The sequence below is a fragment of the Cobetia sp. 2AS genome (genome assembly GCF_029846355.1).
GTDB lineage: Bacteria > Pseudomonadota > Gammaproteobacteria > Pseudomonadales > Halomonadaceae > Cobetia > Cobetia amphilecti.
In genome coordinates this window covers 37,903-59,835 of sequence record NZ_JARWKQ010000003.1, presented here as the reverse complement: position 1 = coordinate 59,835, position 21,933 = coordinate 37,903, and the positions used below count along the sequence as shown (strand labels likewise).

19 protein-coding genes are annotated in these 21,933 nt (G+C 65.5%); 5 read left to right on the top strand and 14 right to left on the bottom strand.

From position 1 onward, the window contains the following. Positions 1 to 325: 325 nt before the first annotated feature. On the bottom strand, positions 326 to 2,656 hold the full coding sequence (locus QD356_RS10120) for a GNAT family N-acetyltransferase (RefSeq protein WP_192838681.1): 2,331 nt from the start codon (positions 2,654 to 2,656) through the stop codon (positions 326 to 328). A gap of 290 nt (positions 2,657 to 2,946) precedes the next feature. On the opposite strand from QD356_RS10120, the gene QD356_RS10115 reads away from it, so the two are divergent. From QD356_RS10115 to QD356_RS10100, 4 genes are all read left to right on the top strand, one after another. Next, positions 2,947 to 3,507, top strand: coding sequence for an iron transporter (locus QD356_RS10115; RefSeq protein WP_192838682.1), 561 nt, complete (start codon positions 2,947 to 2,949; stop codon positions 3,505 to 3,507). Positions 3,508 to 3,789: 282 nt separating this feature from the next. Continuing rightward, on the top strand, positions 3,790 to 4,098 hold the full coding sequence (locus QD356_RS10110; protein ID WP_192838683.1) for a cupredoxin domain-containing protein: 309 nt from the start codon (positions 3,790 to 3,792) through the stop codon (positions 4,096 to 4,098). A 76-nt stretch (positions 4,099 to 4,174) separates the two neighbouring features. Further along, positions 4,175 to 5,035, top strand: a complete 861-nt coding sequence (locus QD356_RS10105) for an FTR1 family protein (RefSeq protein ID WP_043333240.1) — start codon at positions 4,175 to 4,177, stop codon at positions 5,033 to 5,035. Between the two features lie 41 nt (positions 5,036 to 5,076). Continuing rightward, entirely contained in the window at positions 5,077 to 6,585 is a 1,509-nt protein-coding gene (locus tag QD356_RS10100) for a 4Fe-4S binding protein (protein ID WP_192838684.1), read from the top strand. A 153-nt stretch (positions 6,586 to 6,738) separates the two neighbouring features. On the opposite strand, the gene QD356_RS10095 is transcribed toward QD356_RS10100, so the two are convergent. Beyond that, positions 6,739 to 8,373, bottom strand: a complete 1,635-nt coding sequence (locus QD356_RS10095; protein WP_225996530.1) for a DHA2 family efflux MFS transporter permease subunit — start codon at positions 8,371 to 8,373, stop codon at positions 6,739 to 6,741. A gap of 2 nt (positions 8,374 to 8,375) precedes the next feature. After that, positions 8,376 to 9,503: an HlyD family secretion protein gene (locus QD356_RS10090; RefSeq protein WP_192838685.1), complete on the bottom strand. Its 1,128-nt coding sequence runs from the start codon at positions 9,501 to 9,503 to the stop codon at positions 8,376 to 8,378. Positions 9,504 to 9,747: 244 nt separating this feature from the next. Here QD356_RS10090 and QD356_RS10085 point away from each other — a divergent pair, with 244 nt between their 5' ends. Next, on the top strand, positions 9,748 to 10,425 hold the full coding sequence (locus QD356_RS10085) for a TetR/AcrR family transcriptional regulator (RefSeq protein WP_192838686.1): 678 nt from the start codon (positions 9,748 to 9,750) through the stop codon (positions 10,423 to 10,425). Positions 10,426 to 10,630: 205 nt separating this feature from the next. On the opposite strand, the gene QD356_RS10080 is transcribed toward QD356_RS10085, so the two are convergent. From QD356_RS10080 to QD356_RS10030, 11 genes are all read right to left on the bottom strand, one after another. Beyond that, the gene (locus QD356_RS10080) at positions 10,631 to 11,380 is read right to left on the bottom strand and encodes an ABC transporter permease subunit (RefSeq protein WP_192838687.1); all 750 of its coding nucleotides are present in this window, start codon (positions 11,378 to 11,380) and stop codon (positions 10,631 to 10,633) included. 1 nt (position 11,381) lies between these two features. After that, entirely contained in the window at positions 11,382 to 12,101 is a 720-nt protein-coding gene (locus tag QD356_RS10075) for an ABC transporter permease subunit (protein WP_043333243.1), read from the bottom strand. A gap of 96 nt (positions 12,102 to 12,197) precedes the next feature. Next, complete coding sequence (locus QD356_RS10070; protein WP_225996531.1) at positions 12,198 to 13,118, bottom strand: transporter substrate-binding domain-containing protein; 921 nt, start codon at positions 13,116 to 13,118, stop codon at positions 12,198 to 12,200. Between the two features lie 79 nt (positions 13,119 to 13,197). Then, on the bottom strand, positions 13,198 to 14,055 hold the full coding sequence (locus tag QD356_RS10065) for an amino acid ABC transporter ATP-binding protein (RefSeq protein WP_192838688.1): 858 nt from the start codon (positions 14,053 to 14,055) through the stop codon (positions 13,198 to 13,200). Between the two features lie 422 nt (positions 14,056 to 14,477). Continuing rightward, a complete protein-coding gene (locus QD356_RS10060) occupies positions 14,478 to 15,452 on the bottom strand; it encodes an ABC transporter substrate-binding protein (protein WP_192838689.1) in 975 nt (324 codons plus the stop codon). Between the two features lie 203 nt (positions 15,453 to 15,655). After that, the gene (locus QD356_RS10055; RefSeq protein WP_192838690.1) at positions 15,656 to 16,300 is read right to left on the bottom strand and encodes an HD domain-containing protein; all 645 of its coding nucleotides are present in this window, start codon (positions 16,298 to 16,300) and stop codon (positions 15,656 to 15,658) included. Next, positions 16,297 to 17,412, bottom strand: coding sequence for a TauD/TfdA family dioxygenase (locus QD356_RS10050; RefSeq protein WP_192838740.1), 1,116 nt, complete (start codon positions 17,410 to 17,412; stop codon positions 16,297 to 16,299). Before QD356_RS10050 ends, QD356_RS10055 begins: the two co-directional genes overlap by 4 nt. A 259-nt stretch (positions 17,413 to 17,671) precedes the next feature. After that, positions 17,672 to 18,295 carry a hypothetical protein gene (locus tag QD356_RS10045; protein WP_192838691.1) on the bottom strand — a complete coding sequence of 208 codons (624 nt, stop codon included), beginning with the start codon at positions 18,293 to 18,295 and terminating at the stop codon, positions 17,672 to 17,674. Between the two features lie 143 nt (positions 18,296 to 18,438). After that, positions 18,439 to 19,788 (bottom strand): TRAP transporter large permease subunit, encoded by a 1,350-nt coding sequence (locus QD356_RS10040; protein WP_054555227.1) that lies wholly within the window; start codon positions 19,786 to 19,788, stop codon positions 18,439 to 18,441. Continuing rightward, positions 19,778 to 20,509 carry a TRAP transporter small permease subunit gene (locus QD356_RS10035; RefSeq protein ID WP_082388172.1) on the bottom strand — a complete coding sequence of 244 codons (732 nt, stop codon included), beginning with the start codon at positions 20,507 to 20,509 and terminating at the stop codon, positions 19,778 to 19,780. Before QD356_RS10035 ends, QD356_RS10040 begins: the two co-directional genes overlap by 11 nt. Beyond that, positions 20,506 to 21,642 (bottom strand): TRAP transporter substrate-binding protein, encoded by a 1,137-nt coding sequence (locus QD356_RS10030; RefSeq protein WP_225996532.1) that lies wholly within the window; start codon positions 21,640 to 21,642, stop codon positions 20,506 to 20,508. The genes QD356_RS10035 and QD356_RS10030 overlap by 4 nt, the downstream gene beginning before the upstream one ends. Positions 21,643 to 21,933: the final 291 nt, after the last annotated feature.

Genomic DNA, 21,933 nt, shown 5'->3' with positions numbered 1-21,933 from the left:
ATACGGAACAGCGGACGGGCGTGGCTAGTGGTTGTCGACACCTATCGATCAGTGACTTCGAATATGCAAGGATGACAATCACGACCCTGCTGACAGCTGCATGCCATTCCCCACCTTCATCGGAGCCTTTTATGCCTCGTCGACTACTGCTGCTGACCGCCATCTCCGCCACTGCCGGCCTGCTGATGCTGAGTGGCTGCTCGCCGATTCCTGACATGCCCGGCCCGATCGGCATTCCGGGCCTCTGAGCCGCGAACGGCCGCTCTGCTCTTGTCTGACAGGCTTGACCGATGCTCATGTCAGATGAGCTTGTCAGACGGCCTTGTCATTCGCTCTGTTCGATCAGGCGCCCGGCGGCCGCTCGGCACCAGCGATCGCGCGCCTTGCGGCCCACGATGCCCTGCCCCTCGGCCCAGCTGACGAAGGCAGGCGCATCCTGTCCGCCCAGCGCCAGCACCAGCCCGTGACGTGACGCCTCATCGAGTCGTGCAGGCTCACAGGCCTCGAGTGCTGTCTCGAGCCACGGCCGCACCAGCGCCAGCCCCCCGCCACCACGCCGATACCAGTCCAGTCGCTGCGCGCATGCGGCTGGCGTCAGCGTGGCCAGGTCAGTTTCACTTCCCCGCTGCCTCAGCCTGTCGGCCAAGGCGGGCGGCAAGCCGTGCAGCTCATGCTTCAGCAGGCTGGGCAGCAGGCGCTGGAAGTCCTGCTGCAGCGCGCCGAGCAAGGCATCCTGCGCCAACTGCCCGCGCGGCGCAGATTCACCACTCCCGCTCTCGCCGATGGCCTTGCCCATCATCACTGCGTGCTCGCCACTGGCGGCATCGCGCTTGAGGCCCATGCGCAGCGGCACGAAACCCTGCGCCAGCCAGAAGGCGACCAGATCGGCCTCGGCCCCGAAGCTGGTGCCGAGCCGCGTGACGCCTGCCGCCAGCGCCTGCTGCTCCAGCGCCTGGAGCAAGCGCGCGCCCTGACCACGCCGCCACAGCTCGGGATGCACCGCGATACGCAGCACCCGCCACCAGCGGGCTTCGGCGGCGCCCTGGTGGCCTGCATGCGCCGCCAGCGACTGTGCCAGCAGATGCCCGCGCGGACGCCGCTTGCCGCACCAGATGTCATGCGCCAGGGGCGTCGGGAAGCCGCCCTCCTCGACGGCGGCCACCACCCCCAGCCAGGCATCACGCCCAGTCGTGACGTCGCGCTGACGAATCGCCATCAGCGTGAGCCCCGGCATGTCGAGCAGCTGGCGCAGGTCCGCCGGTGTGGTGCGGTAATGCGCCTGCACCAGCAGGCCGAACAGCTGCCGCAACGCCGCCTCGTCACGCGCCAATTCATCACGCTCCAGTACGACAATGTCGCAGCCCTCCAGCCACTGCTGAGCATTCTTCGCGCATGGCTCAGGCAGCTCAGGCGGCTGCGCCGAGAGCAGCAGCAGGTCATCGGTCAATGCTTCCAGCGGGTCGCCGGGCGCCCAGCGCACGGGCGTCGTCATCTCCAGCGCCTGCCAGCCGGGACACTGGCGCTCGAGGTGATGGCGAAACCGCAACTGAAAGCCGCGACCGGTGCCTTCATAGCCATGCACGGTGGTGGCGAAGGCGATGCGCGGGAAATGCGCCAGATAGCCTTTCAGCAAGGGCGTGGGGATGGCCGCGGCCTCATCGACGAACAGCCGCGGCAGCACCTCATCGTGGCAGGCGAGGCGAGCCGCCTCGATGGCATCCGGCGCCAGAAAGCGCAGTTCGCTGCCGGAAGCCGTGTCGCCCTCCGCCTGTCCAGCCGGCAAGCGAAAGACATTGCCCTCGCGCTGTCCCCGGGGCAGCAGGGCCGCCAGGCGTTCGAAGATCGCGCTGACCGCCGCAGGGCGTGGCGCCGTCAGCCAGACATCCTCCCCCGCCGCCAGACAGCGCGCCGCCGCGATGCCCAGCGCGCCACTCTTGCCACGCCCGCGATCGGCGCTGATCACCACGGGTCGCGCAGGCGCCAGTGCCTCCAGCGCAGCCACGCTGGCGGCCTGGTCCTGCGTCAGGCAGTCGCTGTCGGCGATGGCGTCTGCTCGCGCCGCCTGATTGCCGCCATCCAGCGATGGCGCAGGCAAGTGTCCTCCCTGTGGCCAGTGCAGCACACTGGCATGCGATGAGAGACGCCGCGCCAGCCGCGCCAGATAGCGTGCCGTCAGCTGCTGCCGCTCGAAGGGCCAGTGAGCCAGCCGCGCGTGATCGCCATCCGGCACTGGCGCAGGGTCTCCCGCGGTCCAGGCGGCAGGCGTCATCAGCACCAACAGCCCCCCCGCCTTCAGGGTGCCGACCACGGCGCCGAAGGCATCGGGGTCGAAGCCCGTCGCCGGCTGCGCTGCATCGAAGATGACCAGTGACTGCTCACCGCCCAGCTGGGTGGCGGCCTTGGCCATCGCCAACGCACGCACCGGCGTCGCGCCCTGTGTCGACAAGGCTTCACCTGTGCCCAGCCACAGCGGGGCAGGCTCAGGCGCTGGCCAACGCTCACAGATCGCCTGCGCGGCGCCAGTAGGGTCATCGCCGCTGATCCACAGGCAGGCACGCTGACGCCGCGCGAGCAGATGTTGATGCAGCGTTCGGCACCACGCCTCGAGGGCGGGCAGATCAATGCGAGAAGGAGAATCTGAAGGAGGAGTCGTCATGTCGCGCAGCATGCCGCATGGCAGCGTGCCAGACCAGATGAGCAGACCAGATGGCGCGAGAAAGTCGCGAGGCAGCCGTGTGGCAATCGTGAGGCCGTTGCAAGAAAACCGCGTTCTGCTCGGCGCGGCCGCCAGGCCTGCCACCCGCGCCTTTTACTTGAGAAGAAGCTCATGCTCATACAACGCCCCGTTGCAAGATGAGCAACGCAAGCGGCGCAGGGATGAGAATGGTTATATTTAGGCTTATCGGGATAATGAAGCTCCACTTCCCATCATTGCGAGCCCCCCCGATGCCACAGCGTCACTCCCTCACCACTGCTCTGCCCCGCGCGCTCAAGCCTTGCCTGCTCGCCCTGAGCCTGGCGGCAACATTCGTGGCGGGTCAGGCCTCGGCACTGGAATACCCGATCGGCACGCCGGTCAAGGAAGGCGGCATGGAAATCGCTGCGGTCTACCTGCAGCCGGTGGTGATGGCCCCGGCCGGCAAGCTGCCTGCCAATCAGGCCGATATCCACCTGGAAGCCGATATCCACGCGCTGATGGAAAACGACAACGGCTTCGCGCCGGGCGACTGGATTCCCTATCTCGGCATTCACTACACCCTGACCAAACAGGGTGGCGAGGCGCCGATCGAAGGCGAGCTGGTGCCGATGATCGCCAATGACGGCACCCACTACGGCAAGAACGTCAAGCTGGATGGCCCGGGCAAGTACCACCTGACCTTCGAGATCCAGCATCCGGACATGCCGCGTCATATCGACAAGGAAACCGGCGTCGCCGAGTGGCCGCAGACCATCACCACCGACTACGACTTCGTCTATGCCGGCGTCGGCAAGAAAGGCGGCTACTGAGCGCCGCTCTGCCCTTGCTGCATGACCCTGAATGTCTGCATCCCGTGAGGCGGCCATTGCCGCTTGCTCCTTCGATGGCCGCCTGTGCTGACCTGCACTCGCGGCCATTGGTCGCTCTACCACCAGCGCCTTGCGCTGGTGTCAGTGTGCGCTTTCCCTCATCGTCCGGAGTGTCCCATGCGCCAGACCTCTTTCTTGCCCTCCCTCTTGCCCTCACTCTTGCCCTCTCGCCCGCCCTGTCACCTGCCCCGTCGAGCAAGCGCCCAGCTGCCCGCGCTCGCCATGTTGCTCCTCGCCCTGCTGCCTCGGCCGGCGGCTGCCAGCGACATGCCGTCCTACGACCTGACCCTCGACAACGGCAAGCTCATCCCTGAGGTCCTTGAGGTGAAGGCGGGCGAGAAATTCGTCATCCAGCTGCACAACGCGGGCAATACGCCGGCCGAATTCGAGAGCAACTCCCTGCGCAAGGAGAAGGTGCTGGCGCCGGGCGTGAAGTCGTTCGTCGTCATCCATCCGCTGCGCGCGGGGAGCTATGACTTCTTCGATGATTTCCACCTGCCGGACGCGCGTGGCAAGGTCGTCGCCGAATAAGCTCGGCCACCCTGTGCCAATGACGCCTTTTTCGTCATCGATGGCGCGCACCGAACGTCAGTAGAAGAGAGTCCGCATGTTTGATCAGATCCTGTTTATCGTCTGGCGTGAAAGCGTCGAAGCCATTCTCGTCATCGGCATCATGCACGCCTGGCTGGTGCAGTCCGGCACCCGCGCGGGCCTGCGCTACCTGTGGGGTGGGGTCGTCGCCGGCCTGGTGCTGGCCGGCCTGATGGGGGCGGCGCTGATGGGCGCCAACACCTGGCTGACCGGCACCGCGCAGGAGGTCTTCCAGGCCGTACTGGTACTGACCGCTTGCCTGTTGATCACCCAGATGGTGCTGTGGATGCGCACCAAGGGCCGCACGCTCAAGGCAGAACTCGAGAGCGGCTTGGCCAGCGCCGTCTCCTCCGGCAGCTACTGGGGCGTGGCGACGCTGGTCGCCATCGCCGTGGCGCGCGAAGGCGCGGAAACCGTCGTCTTCCTCTATGGCATGGGCGCCGCCAGCCTGCAGTCCGGCGGCATCGCCAGCTTCGCGCTCGCCGCAGGCCTCGGCTTCGCCCTCGCGGTGGCGACCTTCATGGCGCTGCAGCTCGGTTCACGCCTGTTCTCGTGGAAGCTGTTCTTCCGCGTGACCGAAATCCTGCTATTGCTGCTGGCGGCGTCGCTGCTGATGTCGGGCCTCGAACAGCTGATCGGCCTCGGCTATCTGCCGGCGGGCCTCGACCCGCTGTGGGATTCCAGCTGGCTGCTCGATGATGGCAGCGGCCTCGGCGGACTGCTGGCGACCTTCGCCGGCTATCGCGCCTGGCCTGCCACGACAATGGTGGTCGGCTATCTCGGCTACTGGGTCATCGTCGCAAGCCTCATGAAGCGTCAGCGCAAGAGGGAGCGCGTCGACCAGCGCCGTCAGCTCACTGCCCGCGCGCGCAGCTGAGTCTTGTTCACGCGATCTGCCAGTCAGGAGAAACGATAGTCATGGCCAATTGCGGCTCCAGCCCCCACGGTGACATCGCCAACCTCATCGCCAGTGATGGCGGCACCTCGCCGGGCCGTCAGGCCACGCGCATCGCGCGCTTCGGACAGGCGATGCAGCAGCGGCGTGGTCTGATCCAGCTGGTGCAATGGCTGGTGGTCGGCATCTATGCCTTCCTGCTGGTAGTGCCGGCCCTGTTGCCGCTGCCGGATTACCAGGCGCATATCCTCACCAATCTGACGGTGTTCGCCGAGTTCGTGTTCTGGGGGCTGTGGTGGCCCTTCGTGCTGATCAGCATGGTGCTGATGGGCCGCGTGTGGTGCGGTGTCTTCTGCCCCGAAGGCACCCTGACCGAAGCCGCCAGTCGCATCGGCCTCGGTCGCCCGATTCCCGGCTGGATGCGCTGGGGCGGCTGGCCCTTCGTGGCCTTCCTCGGCACCACGCTGTATGGCCAGCTGGCCAGCGTCTATCAGTACCCGCTGGGCGCACTGGTGGTACTGGGAGGCTCGACGGTGGCCGCGATCATCGTCGGGCTGATCTACGGCAAGGGCACGCGCGTCTGGTGCCGTCAGCTATGTCCGGTGAATGGGGTCTTCAATCTGCTGGCGCGCCTGTCACCGACCCACTTCCGTACCGATCAGGCCCGCTGGAACGCCCATAATCAGGCCGTCCGTCAGGGCGACGCCGTACGCATGCACGCCCCTGACTGCGCGCCGCTGATTCCGCTCAAGCAGCTCGACAGCGCCGGTGACTGCCATGTCTGCGGACGCTGCAGCGGCTACAAGGACGCGATGCAGCTGGAGTGGCGTGCGCCGGGCGTGGAGCTGGTCGAGCCGCCGCAGCCGGTGCGCTTCACCCACTACTCGGTGCTGGTGTTCGGCCTGCTCGGCATCGCCATCGGCGCCTTCAGCTGGAGCGCCAGCCCGTGGTTCGTCGCCCTCAAGCAGCAGCTGGCCTTCTGGCTGATCGATCACGACCTGATGTGGCCGCTGACCACCACCCTGCCGACCTGGATTCTGACCAACTACCCCGAGCACAACGATGTCTTCAACCTGCTCGATGGCAGCCTGATCACGCTGTGGATCGTGGTCGGTGGCGGCCTGCTGGGCGCGCTCACCAGCCTGCCGCTGCTGCTGGGCAACTGGCTGATGGGTGGCAAGGCGACGCTGTCACGCCTGTGGCACCTCTCGCTGAGTCTGATTCCGCTGGGCGGGCTGGGCGTGTTTCTCGGCCTCTCCGCCACCACCATGACGCTGCTGCGCGGTGATGGCATCAATCTCACCTGGGCCAATGATCTGCGCGCCACCCTGCTGGCACTGGCCTGCCTGTGGGGGCTGCGGCTGGCCTGGCGCATTACCGGTGAGCAGCGCAACGGCGAGCAGCACAACGGTGAGCAGCGCAACGGCGGCCTGCTCGCCGGCAACGCTGCACGGCTGATCGGTACCGCGAGTGTCGCGCTGGCCTGCCTGCCCGCACTGGGCGTCTGGTATCTGATGTTCTGGGGCTGGTGACGCCCTGCTGGCTGGATGCTGACTGACTGACAGAGGCTCAAGGCCTGACACACCAAGGCTTGAAAGACAAAGACCCGCCGACTGGCGGGTCTTTGTCTTTCAGCGACATGTGACTTTTTCTCAAAGTACGCTCAAGGAGCCTTCAAGGCGCCATCAGTGCGCTGGGCTCTGTTCGCCACTTTCGCTGGCATCCGCCTTGTTGGCCGGGTCTTGCGGGCGACGGAACAGGAAGGCCGCCACGCTGCCGACTACATAGACCGCGCCCAGCCACAGGAAGATATTGTCGAAGGCCAGCACCTCGGCCTGGATACTGATGCGCTGGGCGATCATCTGCACACCGGCCTGCCACGGATCAGCCAGCCCCGCGAAGGTCGACTGATAGCTTGCCAGCTGATCGATCACCACCTGGCGGCTCTGGTCGATGGCCCCGATCATCTGGTTCCAGTGATAGTCCTCACGCAGCTCGCGGATGGTGTCGATCAGCGCCAGCCCAACCGCGCCGCCCAGGTTGCGCATCACGTTGAACAGGCCACTGCCGTTGCCTATCTCGTGGGGCGCCAGACGCCCCATCGCCAGCCGGGAGACCGACAGCAGCACCATGATCTGGCCCGCGCCGCGGATCACCTGCGGCCAGAAGAAGTCATCGAAGCCCGAGTCCGAGGTCAGGTGCACGTTCATGCCGGTGCCGAGGCCGGTCAGCACCAGGCCGATGCACAGCATCAGGCGCAGGTCGATGCGGTCGGAAAGCTTGCCCGCCACCGGCGCCATCAGGAACATCACCACGCCGCTGACGAACATCACCTGCCCGATCTGCACGCTGGAGAAGCCGGAAATCGAGCCGAGAAACAGCGGCACCAGATAGACCAGCCCATAGAGCACCACGCCGATCCAGAAGCCGATGATAGCCCCCAGCGCGAAGTTGCGGTCCCTGAACACCCGCAGGTCGACGATGGGGTTGCTGGTCGTCAGCACGCGCCAGAAGAAGCCGACCGCCGCGACCGCGCACACCACGCTCCAGAACAGGATCAGCGAACTGGCGAACCAGTCATCGCCGGGCCCCTCCTCGAGCACGAATTCGAGGCTGCCGAGAAAGACCGCCATCAGCGCCAGGCCCAGCGTATCCAGACGACTGAGCAGGCCGCGGTCGCCGCTGTCGATCTCCAGATTGCGCCACACCAGCGCCGCCACGATGATGCCCGGCACCAGATTGACCAGAAACAGCCAATGCCAGCTCATGTATTCGGTGATGTAGCCGCCGACGGACGGCCCGATGGAGGGCGCCATGGTCGCCACCAGGCCGATCACCGCCTGGATGCTGCCCATCATGCGGCGCGGGAAGATCGAGAAACTGGCCGCCTGGGTCAGCGGAATCATCGCCCCGCCCATGAAGCCCTGGACCGCACGCAGTACGATCAGGGCTTCCAGCGAGGTCGAGAGCGCACAGCCCAGACTCGCCAGCGTGAAGCCCAGCGCCGAGACGGTCAGCACCAGCCGCGTCGAGAAGATGCGCGCCAGCATGCCGGAGAGCGGAATCATCACGATCTCGGCGATCAGGTAGCTGGTCTGTACCCAGGAGATCTGGTCCTGACTGGCGGCCAGGCCCGCCTGCAGCTCGTTGAGCGAGCTGGACACGATCTGGATATCCAGAATCGCCATGAACATGCCGAACACCGCGGCCACGAAGCCGATCTGCTGGCGGCGCGTCGGCATGTCACTGGCGGTGCCCGCGGGGGGCTGGCTCGGGGTCTGGCTCGGGGGCTGAGCCGAGGACTGGGTCGTCTCGGCCATGCTTACTGCGCTCCGCGATCAGCGCTGGCGACCTGCGCGGCATCGGGCGCGATGACGTCCCTGGAGAGGCTATCGACGGCATAGGTGCCGGTGTCCGAAAGCTCTCGTGTATCGACGCTGGGGATGACCGACAGGCCGGCGCGCAGACGCGGCAGCGCATCCACTGGGCCGGTCAGGCGAATGCGCACCGGCACACGCTGGACGATCTTGTTGAAGTTGCCGGTGGCGTTGTCGGTCGGCAGCAGGCTGAACTCGGTGCCGGTCGCCGGCGCCAGGCTGTCCACCACGCCCTCAAACTCGATGTCCGGGTAGGCATCCACCTCGAGACTGACCGGCTGGCCGACGCGCATGCGCTCGGTCTGGGTTTCCTTGTAGTTGGCCACCACATAGGCGCTCTTCACCGGCACCAGCTGCATCAGGGTCAACGAGGCGCTGGCCATGGTGCCCACCTCGACACTGCGATTGCCGACCACGCCATCCTGCGGCGCGTAGATCGAGGTCTTCTCCAGCTGGTGGCGCGCGTAGGCGAGATCCGCCGCCGCTGACACCACCTGGGCACGCGCCGACTCCAGCTGCGCCTTGTAGACCTCAAGCTGCTGCCGGGCAGACACCAGCGCGGCCTGCTTCTGGGCAACGCTCGCCTCGGCGGTTCGCATGGTCACCTGATCATCCTCATAGGACTGACGCGAGGCGTAGCTGCGGCTCTCCAGACTTCTGGAGCGCTTGAGGTGCAACGCCGCCTGATCGCGTTCGGCCTTGGCCGAGGCCAGCGCGGCCTTGGCCTCGTCGATCTTCGCGTCTTGCAGGTCCAGCTGACGCTCGGCCTGGACTTCCCCGGTACGGGCGTTGTCCAGCGCGGCACTGGCCTGGTCCAGATTGGCCCTGGCATCTTCGTCATCCAGCTGCACCAGCAACTGCCCCTTCTTCACCGGCTGGTTGTCATGCACCAGCATGCGCGTCACCCGCGCGGTGATCTCGGAACGCACCGCGACGCTGTCGGTACGCACATAGGCGTTGTCGGTCTCCTGCATGAAGCGCCCGACCTGCCACCATTCGACCCCCATCACTCCGCCAGCGATCACGCCCGCCACCACGATGAGTGCCACGACACCCTTGCCTGCCTTGTTCATTCGGCGACTCTCTCTTGCTGCCTGTCGGTGACAGGCGTGTAATCTGTCTGACGCTGCGGATGAGGCGGCCACGGCGCTTGCGAGCGCTCAGGCCACGGCTGTCATCTTGCATCGCCACAAAGTGTAATGAATACTACACTTCATTGAGGCAGCCCCGACAGTTTCGACAGACAGCGTCTCTCGTTCGCAATATCGCAACCTTGCCTGTTTCAGGCGGTTCCCGGATCACAGACAGGACACTCACATGACTGATTCGCCCTCATCAGAGACTGCCCCTGACTCGGGAAGCACCACGACTCGCGCCTCACCGCGCGGGCAAGCACGCCGCAAACGCCAACTGGAAGTCGCCCGCGAACATTTCCTCGAACACGGCTTCGCCGCGACCAGCATCAATGAGATCGCCCGGCAGGCCGGCGGATCACTGGCAACGCTGTATCGTAATTTCGGCAACAAGGACGGCCTGTTTCTGGCCGTGATGCAGCAGGAGGCGCAGACGGTGTGGTCGGTGATGGACCACGAAGCCAACGAGACACGCAGCGTCGAGGAAGCGCTGGAAGACTTCGGCATGGCGATGCTGGCGCTGGCCCTCGCGCCGGAACTGATCCGCCTGTTCCGTGGCCTCGCCTTCGAGAGCGGCCGCAACCCGCAGCTCGGCAAGCTGTTCCTCGACAACGGCCCCAAGCTGACCCGACAACGCCTGGCAGGCTACCTGTCGCGTCAGATCGCCCAGGGCCACCTGCCGTCCACCGGCCTCGGCCAGGAACCGCTGGCCGCCGCCAACCTGCTCACCGGCATGCTGCTCAACCCGCTGCATGTCGACGCCCTGCTCGGCTGCCCACCCGATACCGCAAGTCCCGAACAACTCCGCCCACATGTCAGACGCTGTGTGCGCGTATTCCTGGCAGGTTTCGGTGCCAGTTAGAAAGCTTGCTGGCTTCGGGGGCAGTTAGAGAGCTTGCTGGCTTCGGAGCAAGTTAGAAAGCTTGCTGGCTTCGGAGCAAGTTAGAAAGCTTGCTGGCTGAGGTGCCTGATCATCGGCCCACAGACACAAAGACGCCGAGTCGACTGACTCGGCGTCTTTGTGTGCTTTCTGCGGGAAATCAGCGATGGCCGCCAGGCGAGTGGCCTCAGGCGGGCCTTGGCTGGCGCAGGCGCGCCAACCACCCGCCGCTGCGTGCCTGGGCGCGTACGCCGGGGAAGTTGAGTTCGACCTGACGCAGGCACAGGGTCAGCAGGATGGTCAGCACGAGGTAGATGGCGCCGATGAACAGCAGCGGCTCATAGGTGAGGAAGTTCTCGTCGCGGATGATGTTGGCGACCTGCAGCAGGTCCATCATGGCGATCGTCGAGACCAGCGGCACCGACTTGAGCAGCAGGATCATCTCGCCGGTCAGGGTCGGCAGGCACAGCTGGATGGCGCGCGGCAGCCACAGGCGACTGAAGACCTGAAACGGCCCCATGCCGAAGGCGCGCCCCGCTTCCCGCTCGCCCGGCGGCACGCTGAGCAGTGCCCCGCGCAGGACTTCACCGGAGTAGGCGCCCACCGAGAGGGTGAAGGTCAGGGTGGCGTAGAAGAACGGATCACGCAGGATGCCCCAGAACATGCTCTCGCGGATGCCGGGAATGCCTTCCAGCAGGCGGCCGATGCCGTAATAGAAGAAGAACAGCTGCACCAGCAGGGGCGTGCCACGCATCACGATGGAGACGCCGCTGGCCAGCCAGGCGAGCGGCCTGGGGCCCTTGATGCGCGCCATCGCCATGCCGACCGCCAGCGTGAAGCCGAGCACGGCCGATACCACCAGCAGCACCAGGGTGTTGATCAACCCTGTCCACAGCGATTCCTGATAATAGGGGTCCGATAACCAGCTGAAATCCATGTCACGCCTCCTGGGCTGAAATATCGGGTTCGCCGCGGCGCACGTAGCGCTCCAGACGACTGAACGCGGCGCTCGAGGTCAGGGTCATCAGCAGATAGAGCAGCCCCGCCACGCTGTAGAACAGGAAGTAGGCGCGCGAACTGGCGGCTGCCTGCTGCACGGTGAAGAACAGCTCGCTGAAGCCGATGACGCTGATCAGGGCGGTGTCCTTGATCAGGATCAGCCACAGGTTGGACATGCCCGGCAGTGCGTTGGGCAACATGCCCGGCAGCGTGATGTAGCGAAAGCGCGCCATGGGCGAGAAGCCGTAGGCATCGGCCGCTTCCAGCTGGCCCTTGGGAATGGCCAGGATGGCGCCACGGAAGACCTCGGTCATGTAGGCGCCCTGCACGAAGGCCAGCACGCCGACGGCGGTGACGAAGCCGCTGATCTCGACCTTGCCCGCGACACCCAACGCATTCATCAGGGCGGTGAGCGCCTGGGAGCCGCCGTAGTACAGCAGGATGATCAGCAGCAGTTCCGGTACCGCGCGCACGGCCGTCGAATAGCTGGTGGCCAGCGCGCGCAGCGGCGCCCAGGGGCTGAGTCGTGACGCCGCCCCCACCAGCCCGAGCAGCAAGCCGATGGCATAGGCGGCGAAGGCGATCTGCAGGGTGGTGACGGCACCGGCGAGTATCGGGGCCGCCCAATCGGCGAGCCCTTCCTGGGCGAACTGGGACATGAGCAGCGTCCTTCTCGTATCAGTAGGAAATGGCGGATGCGATACGCGAGGCGTGCTGACCAGACGGCCTCAGCCGTCCGGCCAGCACGCGCAGGATCAGCCCAGGCAGACGTCGGTATCGAAGTACTTGTTCGAGAGCACCGTGCAGGTGCCGTCCGCATAGACCTGGTGGATGGCGCCATCGAGCGCCTCTTTCAGCGCGCCATCTTCCTTGCGTACCCCGACACCGGCACCGATGCCGTAGGCCTCGTGCTGTGGCGTGGTCGCCTTGATCTCGAAGTTGCTGGCCTCATCACGCTTGACCAGTGCGCTCATGGCGATCTCGTCGGCCAGAATCACGTCCACGCGCCCGGACAGCAGGTCACTGTTGACCTGCTCCTGCTGGTCATAGAGGCGCACATCGACGCCAGTGCTGCGCAGCGCTCGACGCGCGAAGTTGGCGTGGGTGGTCGCCGCCTGGGTGCCGAGAATCTTGCCGTCGAGGCCGTCCGGAATCTCGAGCTCGAGATCCTTGGCGGCCACATAGGCGCCGGGCGAGTTGTAGTAGGGGATGCTGAAGTCGATGACCTTCTCGCGGGCCTTGGTGATGGTCATCGAATTCATGATCATGTCGATGCGGCCGGCCTTCAGCGAAGGGATGATGCCGCTCCAGCCGGTCGGTGTGATCTCGCACTCACGCTGCATGGCGTCACAGATCGCCTCGGCCAGTTCGACCTCGAAGCCGGTCCACTCGCCGCTGGCGGAGGTGTAGGTAAAGGGCGGGTAAGGTTCCGCGGAGATGCCGATCTTGAGGGTGTCGGCGGCATGCACCTGAGCGGCGCCCAGCGTCAGTCCACCCACCGCCAGTCCCCCCATCATCAGGGCGCCGGCCAGCTTGCGCAGCGCAGAGGTGGGAGCAGAGGTGAAAAGAGCAGAGGTGAAAAGAGCAGAGGTGGAAGTGGAATCAGAGGCAGGCGTTCCGCGCGCGGTCAGTGAAGGTGTCTTGGCAGCGAATCCAGCATCGTTCATCAAGGTCATCAGGCCATCTCCTGGCTGTTGTTGTGGGTCCATCTACGTCATGGCGGGGAGGTCCATGCCGGGGTGATACAGGCGGAGCTCAGGCGGCCGGTGCGATGAAGCGGCGGCAGCGCTCGTGCTCGGTCTGCTCGAAGACCTCCGTCGGGCTTCCGGCCACGCCTACCCTGCCCTCATCGAGGAACACGATCTGATCGGAGACTTCTCTGGCGAAGGCCATCTCGTGGGTCACCATCAGCATGGTGCGGCCCTCATCGGCGAGGCTGCGGATGACGCCGAGCACTTCACTGACCCGCTCCGGGTCCAGCGCCGAGGTCGGCTCATCGAAGAGCAGCACGCGCGGCTCCATCGCCAGCGCACGCGCGATCGCGACCCGCTGCTGCTGGCCGCCGGAGAGAAAGGCCGGATAGCTGTCGGCGCGCTCCAGCATGCCGACACGTTCCAGATAGTGCTCCGCGATGCGTGTCGCCTCGCGGCGTGACATGCCCTTCACGCGCATCGGCGCCTCGGTGACATTGCCGAGCACGGTCAGGTGCGGCCACAGATTGAACTGCTGGAAGACCATGGTGACCTTGGAGCGCAGGCGCTGGATCTGACGACGATCCAGCCCGATGAGGCCGCCACGGCTGTCGCGGTCGAAGCGCACATGCTCATCGGCGATCGACAGCTCGCCCCGGTCGGGGCGCTCGAGCAGGTTCATGCAGCGCAGCAAGGTGCTCTTGCCGGAGCCACTGGCGCCGATGATGGTGGTGACGGTGCCTTCCTTCACGCGCAAGGACACGTCGTGCAGCACCGCCAGATCACCGTAGTGCTTGACGATGTTGCTGGCTTCGACGACGACCCGATTCGAGGCAGCGCGTGCGGGTCTTGCCTGGGCGTCCGGGCGCGCCTGCGGAGGCTGGGAGATGCCGTCACTGTCTGCATTCTTCGAGCGGGTCATGGGAGATACGTTCGAGGGCGAGATAGTCATGAGCGACTCACAAGTGGGTGGCTGTGGCTGGCGTGAAATGGGCGATCGTGCAGCCGCTAGCGGCGTGACGCACCCTGCTGGTGCGGCGTGATGCTGCCGGTCCTGACGGGCGATGCGCGGATGAGGCCTGTCTTGCCGCGGCGGGCTGCGCAATCGGCGATCGAGCTGCAATCGAGCGAACGACTATTGATACACTTGTATAGCAAGAGGCGTTCCACATTGCGACTTTCCACGCCAGAGGCATGGCAAGCAGGGTCGTGGTTCACGGATTGCGCGTCCTGGACGCGACGTGGCCTGGGCGCTACGAGGCTCAAGCAATACGAGGCCATGGGCGGGAGCCATCCCTCGGCGCCCGCCCACGCCGTCAAGGCGGCAGCAAGGCTAGGTCAGCCTCACAGGCTGGCCTTCACGGCGGCCAGGGCATCCTCGCCATCGCGTGTGGTCACGTCGGCGAGAAATTCCGCCAGCCGGTCTGGATTGGCGGCCAGCCAGTCGTGAGCCACCTCATCGAGGTCACGCTCCTTGAGGCTGTAGTCGAGGATGAAGCCGCTCTGCTCTTCGGAGCTGAAGACCAGCTGATCGAGGAAGCGGGCGAGGTTGGGATTGGCTTCGGCGTAGGCGGTGCGCACGACGGTCTTGACGTCACTGGCGCCATTGTCGGGACCGAACACTGACTCCGGGTCTGCCAGGATATGGGTGTCGAATTCCGGCACCATCCAGTGCGGTGTCCAGCCGTAGAAGGCGATCCAGCGTTGCTCGCGCTGGGCGGCACGCACCTCGCTGAGCATGCCGGGCGTCGAGGACTCCATCGCATCCCAGTCGCCCAGGCCATAGACATCATTGTCGATGGCGCCATTGAGCATGTCGCTGACGGTAGAGCCGCTTTCGATGGAGTAGACGGTCTCGTCGAATTGCTCGGCGTGGGCGGCAAGGTCCGCGGCGCTGTGGATGCCGGCCTCGTAGACATAGCCCGGCACCGCGAAGCCCATGCGGGCGCCGGTGACGTTGTTGCCGAGATCGGTGATCGCACCGGCGGCCATGGCCGCGTCATAACTGTCTTTCTGGGCAGGCAGCCAGCCAGCGAGGAAGGCGTCGCTGTCGCCGGTGGTCAGGGTGTTGTAGCCGACGGTGGAGCTGACTTCCTGTCGCTCCACGTCGTAACCCAGCGGGGCGAGAATCTGGGCGACGATCTCGCTCTTGACGGTGACGCCGGGCCACGGCGGCACGATCAGCGTCAGCTCGTCATCCTTGTCCTGGGCCGAGGCTGCCAGGCTAGCCGTGCCGAGCAGCAGCGTCGCGAGGGCAAGCAGGCCACGGCGGGCGCCGTGCTTCGTCGTAGGTGTCAGGGGGTACGGGGTGGTGGTCATCGTGTCTTTCCTTGTCGGTTCCGGTCGCGCCGGGCCTTGTTGTTGTCGGGGCTGAAAGGCTTCGTATATGGCGGTCGTCGTGCGTGTCCGTCGCTCACGGCGCTGATGTTGTCGGTGCTTGTGTCTTCTCCGCCCTGCTGCGTCGCTGAATTCGCCGCAAGCAATTGATTCGTTGGAACTTTACCCTCCAGAGGAGTGCGTCTTCAGCGAGCACTGGCCTGCCTGTCCATGCCCTTCTCAAGCTCTGGCTCCATTTCTGCCTCAATTTCTGGCTCCGGCACCAGATCCGGCAAGCCGCCGAAGGGCGCGCGCGCCATCACCCGCTCCAGCATCGGGATGAAATGCTCGAGCGGCAGGGTGTCGTATTCGGGGTCGAAGCTGGTCTGGTCCCACTCGTCACAGAAGCGCACGGTGCGCTCATAGGCGGGATGCCCGGCATGTGCCTCGCGGGCGTGGCGGTCCTGACCGAAGAATTCGCGGTAGTGATAGCCCTGGAACAGCTCGTGATGACGAATCATCCAGGTGTTCAGCGGGTCGATGAACGGCTCGAGGATACCGGCGGCGATCTCGGCATGATTGGCCGGTGCCAGGTCATCGCCGATGTCATGCAGCAGCGCGCAGACCACCATCTCCTCATCGGCGCCGGCGCGCAGCGCGCGGGTGGCGGTCTGCAGGCAGTGTTCGTAGCGATCGACCGGATAGCCGTGGTGATCGCCCTTGAGGCGCCCCAGATGTTCAAGCACACGCCGGCAGGCATCGGACTGATATTCCCGGAAGCGCGCATCGATCAGCGCCCACTCGGCATGCGTGCTTTCCTCGAAACTGCGGAAGCGGGCCTGCTCGCTCATGCGCTGGCCTCCTCATTGGCGAACTGACCGGCGAGCTGATCGGCCAGCAGCAGACGGCGGCTGGCGGTGGAGTCGCGGTCCACGTAGCCCTGGCGCATATGGCGGATGCCGCCCTCCAGCTGGAAGGCGCTGCGACCATGGAACAGGCGATAGTTGTCCATGATCAGCATCTGGCCCGGTGCCAGCTTGAGGTGCAGCGTGAAGTCGTCACCGGAGATCAGGCGATAGAACGCCTGGCGGGCAGCGTAGTAGCGACGCAGCGTCGCGCCGGGCAGCGCCGGCACCCGCTCGGTGCGGTTGGAGAAACGTACTCGGGCGACCTGACCACGGCTGTCCAGCTCGATCAGCGGGCCTTCGCTCTCCAGGCGCGTGGTGGCGTCGTGATAACGGAAGCCGGGGCTGACGTCTGTCAGGCAGGCGAAGGCCTCGGGGTCTTCACGGCGCAGGTGCTCCGCCGCGCTGAAGCCATCCACCAGCATGCTGTCGCCGCCCTGGGCCGCGTTGCGCAGACAGTGCAGCCAGATGTAGCCCGGAATCGGGTCGCGGTAGGGATTGTCGGTATGCGGCTCCAGCCCGCGCTGGGTCATGGTGAGGTCATAGGCATTGGCGACGGATTTCACGTCGGCGATACCGCCCCAGTTGGTGCGCCGCAGCGGCCCGATACGGTGGATCAGCCCCTGCATGCCGTCCTCCGTGTCCGGCACGCCGCTGACCCGCACGAAGCCGAAGCGCTGCAACTGCTCGAGCATGTCCAGCAAGGCCGCGTCATCGTCCAGCGCCGCCGCGAAGTCGGCCTCGGGCAGCTGGGCGAGACTCCCCTGCCAGAAGGTCATGCCCTGATAGGCCTCACACGGCTGACACTCCGCCAGCAGGGCCGCCAGCGAGAAGCTCGCCGCATGGCCATCACTGAAGGCCAGCGACAGCGTATCGCCATCCAGCTGCGCCTGAGTCAGGCTCAGGTCCAGCGGCAGGTCCGCCGCCTCGATCAGGCGCTGACCGGTGAGGGAATCGAGCGTCGTTTCATCGGGACTCCGCTCACGCAGCCAGAGCGCCTCGAGGGTCAGATCGCCCTCGGCGTGGCTCAGATGCAGTTGTTGTCCATGGTCTTTCAGGCTGAGGGAATGCGGTCTGCTGGGCACTCGATGATCTCCACGGCTGAGGGAGCGGCACTGTTGTTTTACTGGTCAGGTACCTGCTCGCGGATGCTGGTGCGACGCTGAGTCTCCTTCTACCTTAATCACTTCAGCCAGAGCGGATTGATATAATTGGACGTATATTTGATCAAATTGGCCATATGTCAGACCAGCAGACACCAACAAGCGGCCGTGGCAATGCCACGGCCGCTTGTGTTGTCAAACGTCTGTCGGGAGATCAGTCGCTCAGGTGCAGCACCTGACCATTGAGGGAGCGCCCGGCGCCACCGGCCAGAAAGCGCGCGCATTCCGCCACGGCGTCCGGTCGGCTGCCCTCGGGGCACAACAGATTGGCGCGCACCTTGTCCGGCGCGCGTGATGCCAGTCGCTGGATCAACTCACTCAGCGCCGCCTGTGCCATGGCAGTGCCGTGATGCTCCTGCGATGATAGCTGCGAGGACAGCGACGAGGACGGCTGCGAAGGCAGCGGTGGCGCTACGGCCAGCAGGCGTCCGCCGTGGCGCAACATGCGCGCACAGGCCGCCTTGAGCAAGGCGCCGGGGCCGGCGACCTGCGCGACCAGGCAGGCTTCCAGCGACTGCCCGGCCATGGCCTGCGGCGGCATGCAGACCAGCACATCGAGGCGTCCGAGGCGCGCCACCAGTGTCTCGAAGCAGCCCTCGCCGACCACCTGGCCGAAGCGGTCCGACTGCTCGCCGCCCAGTGCATCCAGCACGCGTTCGAGGTCCGCCGACGCGGTGCCCATCAGGGCGATGATGGCGCCATCTTCCAGGAAGGTGCGCGCCATGGCCTCCAGCCACTCCCCCTGCCCCGCAATCAATACCCTGCGTCGTGGCAGCATCTCATTCTCCCTGATAGAACCCCCGAAGGGTCACCCCTGCGGACCTCACGCCGTATAGCGCTGCTCAGCTCTCTGCTCAGCTCTCTGCTCAGCTCTCTGCTTACCCAGACATCACCTCCCTGTGATGCCCCGAGTGGCGCGTGTCAGGGCATCAGCCCCGGCAGCCACAGCACCAGCGCCGGGAACAGCATGCACAGGATCAGACCCGCCAGCTGCAGGCCGACGAAGGGCAGAATCGAGCGATAGATGGTGCCGATGGACACCTGCCCGGCGGTGATGCCCTTGAGATAGAACAACGCATAGCCGAAGGGTGGCGTCAGGAAACTCGTCTGCAGGTTGATGGCGACCAGAATCGCGAACCACACCAGCAGCCCCTGGCCGGAAAGCCCTAGCCCGAAGTCCAGCGCCTCGACCACCGGCGCCACCAGCGGCAGCACCACGAAGCTGATCTCGATCCACTCGAGGAAGAAGCCGAGCACGAAGATCAGCCCCATCAGCAGCAACAGCAGGCCGTAGGGGCCAAGGCCGGTGCCGGTGATGACATCCTCGATCAGGTAGTCACCGCCGAGGCGCTTGAAGACCACCGAGAAGCAGGTCGCGCCGATGACGACGAACAGGATCATCGCGCTGGTCCGCGAGGTATCGCGCAGCGTGTTGCGCAGGGTGGAGAAGGACAGTCCGCCCATCACCAGCGCCAGCAGCAGGCTGCCACCCGCGCCAATGGCCGCGGCCTCGGTGGGCGTGGCGATACCGGTCATGATCGACCCCAGCACCGCGACGATCAGCACCATCGGGCCGAGCAGGTCACGCAGCAGTGCCAGCGGCAGCGGTGTCTTGTCGGTGCCGAGCAGCGACTGGTCCGGCAGCGGTGCCCAGTCCGGGCGCAGCTTGGCGGTGATCAGCAGATAGGCGACGTAGAGCGCGCCGAGCATCAGCCCCGGAATCAGCGCCGCCTTGAACAGCGCCCCCACCGAGATCTGCAGGATGGAGCCCATCAGCACCAGCATGATCGAGGGCGGAATCAGGATGCCCAGGGTGCCGGAGGCCGCGATGACCCCGCAGGCCATCTCGGCCTTGTAGCCCTGCCCCAGCATCACCGGCAACGCCAGCAGCCCCAGCATGACCACCGAGGCACCAATGATGCCGGTACTGGCGGCCATCACTACGCCCAGCAGCGCCACCGAGACGGCCAGACCGCCATGCACGCGACCGAACAGCCGCTGCAGTGTCATCAGCAGATTGCGCGCCACGCCGGAGCTTTCCAGCATCAGCCCCATGAACACGAACAGCGGAATCGCGATCAGCAGCCAGTTCTCGATCACGCCGCCGAAGATGCGCGAGCCGACGGTGCCGAGAAACGGCAGCGGGATGTCGCCGATGAAGGCGAACAGGATGCCCAGCCCGCCGAGCAGAAAGGCCACCGGGTAGCCGGAGAAGATACCGATCAGAAGTGCCACCACCATGGTGATGGGCAAGGCGTATTCAGCGAGCATTGTCATGGCTCCCGTCTGCATGATTCTGGGGTGCCGTGGCGTCGGTGGTCGCTTGCGCAGCATTCTGCTGATCCGCAAGGCCGGCCAGACTGGCAATCTCGTGGTCTTTCAGGCGCTCGGGGGTGCGCGCCGGGTCGAACAGGCAGGCCAGATTCTCGAAGATCTGCCCCAGCGCACCGAGGGCGAGGAACACCAGCCCCGTCGGCAGCATCGCCTTGATCAGATAACGGTCCACCAGGCCGCCATAGTTGGACTTCTCGCCGGACATGTAGGACATGGTGACGAAGTGCTTGGACAGCCAGGCGATCAGCAGGCAGAAGGGAATCAGCATGATGATGTGGCCGAGGATATCGACCACGGCGCGTCCGCGCGGCGAGAGGCGCTGATAGAACAGGTCGACCCGCACATGCGTATCGCTGTGCAGGGCGTAGGTGCCACCGAAGAGCGTCAGCAGACCGAACAGGTGCCACTGCAACTCGGTGACGGAATTGATGGTGATCGCGGTGCCGAACAGCAGCACGTCGGGCGACCCCCAGTTGGCGATTTCATTGATGCCCAGGGCGTTGAGCGTGACGGTGGTGAGCACGGCCAGGATGATCGCCAGACCCAACCAGCTGGTCAGGCGACCCACCCACAGCCCCAGGCCGACCAGCGGTCGGCCCAGGGCGTCACACACCGCCCCGCCCTGTGCCCGCCAGGGCGCAAGGCGGGGGTCGGTCATTGGGCGCTACCCTCGTCAGCGTTGTCTGCCTGCTTCATGGCCATCGGCTGCGGCATGGCCTGCAGCTCGTACCATTCGTCGATCAGTGCGGCGTGCTTCATCAGCGAATCGTAGGCCTTGGCGAAGTCAGGATTGGTCTGCTTCTCTTCGGCCAGCACTTCACCCCAGGCTTCCTGCAGCGCGGTCATTACCGGCTCCGGGAAGCGCTTGACCTCGACGCCCTTCTCCTCGAGCTCGTGGATCGCACGCACCTGAGCCGGCGGCGCTTCGGCCATCGCCCACTGCAGGGTCGCGCGGCAGGCAGTCTGGAACTGCGCCTTGCGCTCATCGCTGTAGCTGTCCCATACCTGCTGGTTGATCAGCAGCGAGAACCAGCTGGCGCTCTGGTGCCAACCCGGGAAGTAGTAGTACTTGGCGACTTCATTGAAGCCCATCGCCTGATCGACCTGCGGCACCGAGAACTCGGTGGCATCGACACGGCCACGCTCCAGCGCGAGGTAGATCTCGCTGCCCGGCACCAGCTGGGTGGAAGCGCCCAGCTTGTTGAGCACCTTGGCGCCAAGGCCGGAGATGCGCATCGACAGGCCCTTGAAGTCCTCCGGCGAGTTGATTTCCTTGTTGTACCAGCCGCCGGTTTCCTGCGGCGAGATGAAGCACGGCAGCACCTTCACGCCGTAGGGGTCGTAGGCGGCCTGCACAAGCTCGGTACCCTCACCGGCCCACATCCAGGACATGAAGGCTTCCGGGCTCGGGCCGAACGGCAGTGCGCCGTAGAGGTTGGTGATCGGCACCGTGCCGGCCCAGTAGCCCATCCAGTCCCAACCGGCCTGCACCGCACCGGAGGAGACGGAGTTGAAGACTTCGAAGGCCGGCACCAGGTCGCCCGGCTCGTGCACGCGCAGGCCGACTTCGCCGCCGGTGGCGCTCTTGAGTTCCTCTGACAGGCGCACGGCACCGGCACCGAGGAAGTTCTTGGTCGAGAAGGTACTGGCGACGTCGAGCTGTTTCGGCCCTTCCGCCTGGGCTGGCGCGGCGGCCATCAAGGTGGTGGTGGCCACGGCCGCCGCAATGGCAGCTCCGAGGCGCAGGCGGCGGGTCGGCGTCGATTGATACGGCGTGGCGTGTTGCGACATGGTGCGGCTCCCTGATTTGTTGTTGTGCTCGCTGGTCGTACGGCTTGTGGCTTGCTGGACATGAGCCACGTTGCAAGATGACGCTTACGTCAACTTACCCGATGACAACGCAAGCGGCTGACCACGCCACAACAACGTCAATGATTTCAGAGAGCTACGAGAGCAAGGCCCGCGCGAGGCGACTCACCGCGCCCCGCGCGGCAATATCGGCTTACGACAGCGTCCGGAAAGCCGGACACTCAAGCTGCCGAGGCTGCGACCAAGGTCGCGCGCTTTCATGAATTCTGTCTA

Bases quoted from the DNA above. Each gene is read 5' to 3' on its own strand.
- QD356_RS10120 (WP_192838681.1), bottom strand. From the start codon at position 2,656: ATGACGACTCCTCCTTCAGATTCTCCTTCTCGCATTGATCTGCCCGCC.
- QD356_RS10115 (WP_192838682.1), top strand. From the start codon at position 2,947: ATGCCACAGCGTCACTCCCTCACCACTGCTCTGCCCCGCGCGCTCAAG.
- QD356_RS10110 (WP_192838683.1), top strand. From the start codon at position 3,790: ATGTTGCTCCTCGCCCTGCTGCCTCGGCCGGCGGCTGCCAGCGACATG.
- QD356_RS10105 (WP_043333240.1), top strand. From the start codon at position 4,175: ATGTTTGATCAGATCCTGTTTATCGTCTGGCGTGAAAGCGTCGAAGCC.
- QD356_RS10100 (WP_192838684.1), top strand. From the start codon at position 5,077: ATGGCCAATTGCGGCTCCAGCCCCCACGGTGACATCGCCAACCTCATC.
- QD356_RS10095 (WP_225996530.1), bottom strand. From the start codon at position 8,373: ATGGCCGAGACGACCCAGTCCTCGGCTCAGCCCCCGAGCCAGACCCCG.
- QD356_RS10090 (WP_192838685.1), bottom strand. From the start codon at position 9,503: ATGAACAAGGCAGGCAAGGGTGTCGTGGCACTCATCGTGGTGGCGGGC.
- QD356_RS10085 (WP_192838686.1), top strand. From the start codon at position 9,748: ATGACTGATTCGCCCTCATCAGAGACTGCCCCTGACTCGGGAAGCACC.
- QD356_RS10080 (WP_192838687.1), bottom strand. From the start codon at position 11,380: ATGGATTTCAGCTGGTTATCGGACCCCTATTATCAGGAATCGCTGTGG.
- QD356_RS10075 (WP_043333243.1), bottom strand. From the start codon at position 12,101: ATGTCCCAGTTCGCCCAGGAAGGGCTCGCCGATTGGGCGGCCCCGATA.
- QD356_RS10070 (WP_225996531.1), bottom strand. From the start codon at position 13,118: ATGACCTTGATGAACGATGCTGGATTCGCTGCCAAGACACCTTCACTG.
- QD356_RS10065 (WP_192838688.1), bottom strand. From the start codon at position 14,055: ATGACCCGCTCGAAGAATGCAGACAGTGACGGCATCTCCCAGCCTCCG.
- QD356_RS10060 (WP_192838689.1), bottom strand. From the start codon at position 15,452: ATGACCACCACCCCGTACCCCCTGACACCTACGACGAAGCACGGCGCC.
- QD356_RS10055 (WP_192838690.1), bottom strand. From the start codon at position 16,300: ATGAGCGAGCAGGCCCGCTTCCGCAGTTTCGAGGAAAGCACGCATGCC.
- QD356_RS10045 (WP_192838691.1), bottom strand. From the start codon at position 18,295: ATGCTGCCACGACGCAGGGTATTGATTGCGGGGCAGGGGGAGTGGCTG.
- QD356_RS10040 (WP_054555227.1), bottom strand. From the start codon at position 19,788: ATGCTCGCTGAATACGCCTTGCCCATCACCATGGTGGTGGCACTTCTG.
- QD356_RS10035 (WP_082388172.1), bottom strand. From the start codon at position 20,509: ATGACCGACCCCCGCCTTGCGCCCTGGCGGGCACAGGGCGGGGCGGTG.
- QD356_RS10030 (WP_225996532.1), bottom strand. From the start codon at position 21,642: ATGTCGCAACACGCCACGCCGTATCAATCGACGCCGACCCGCCGCCTG.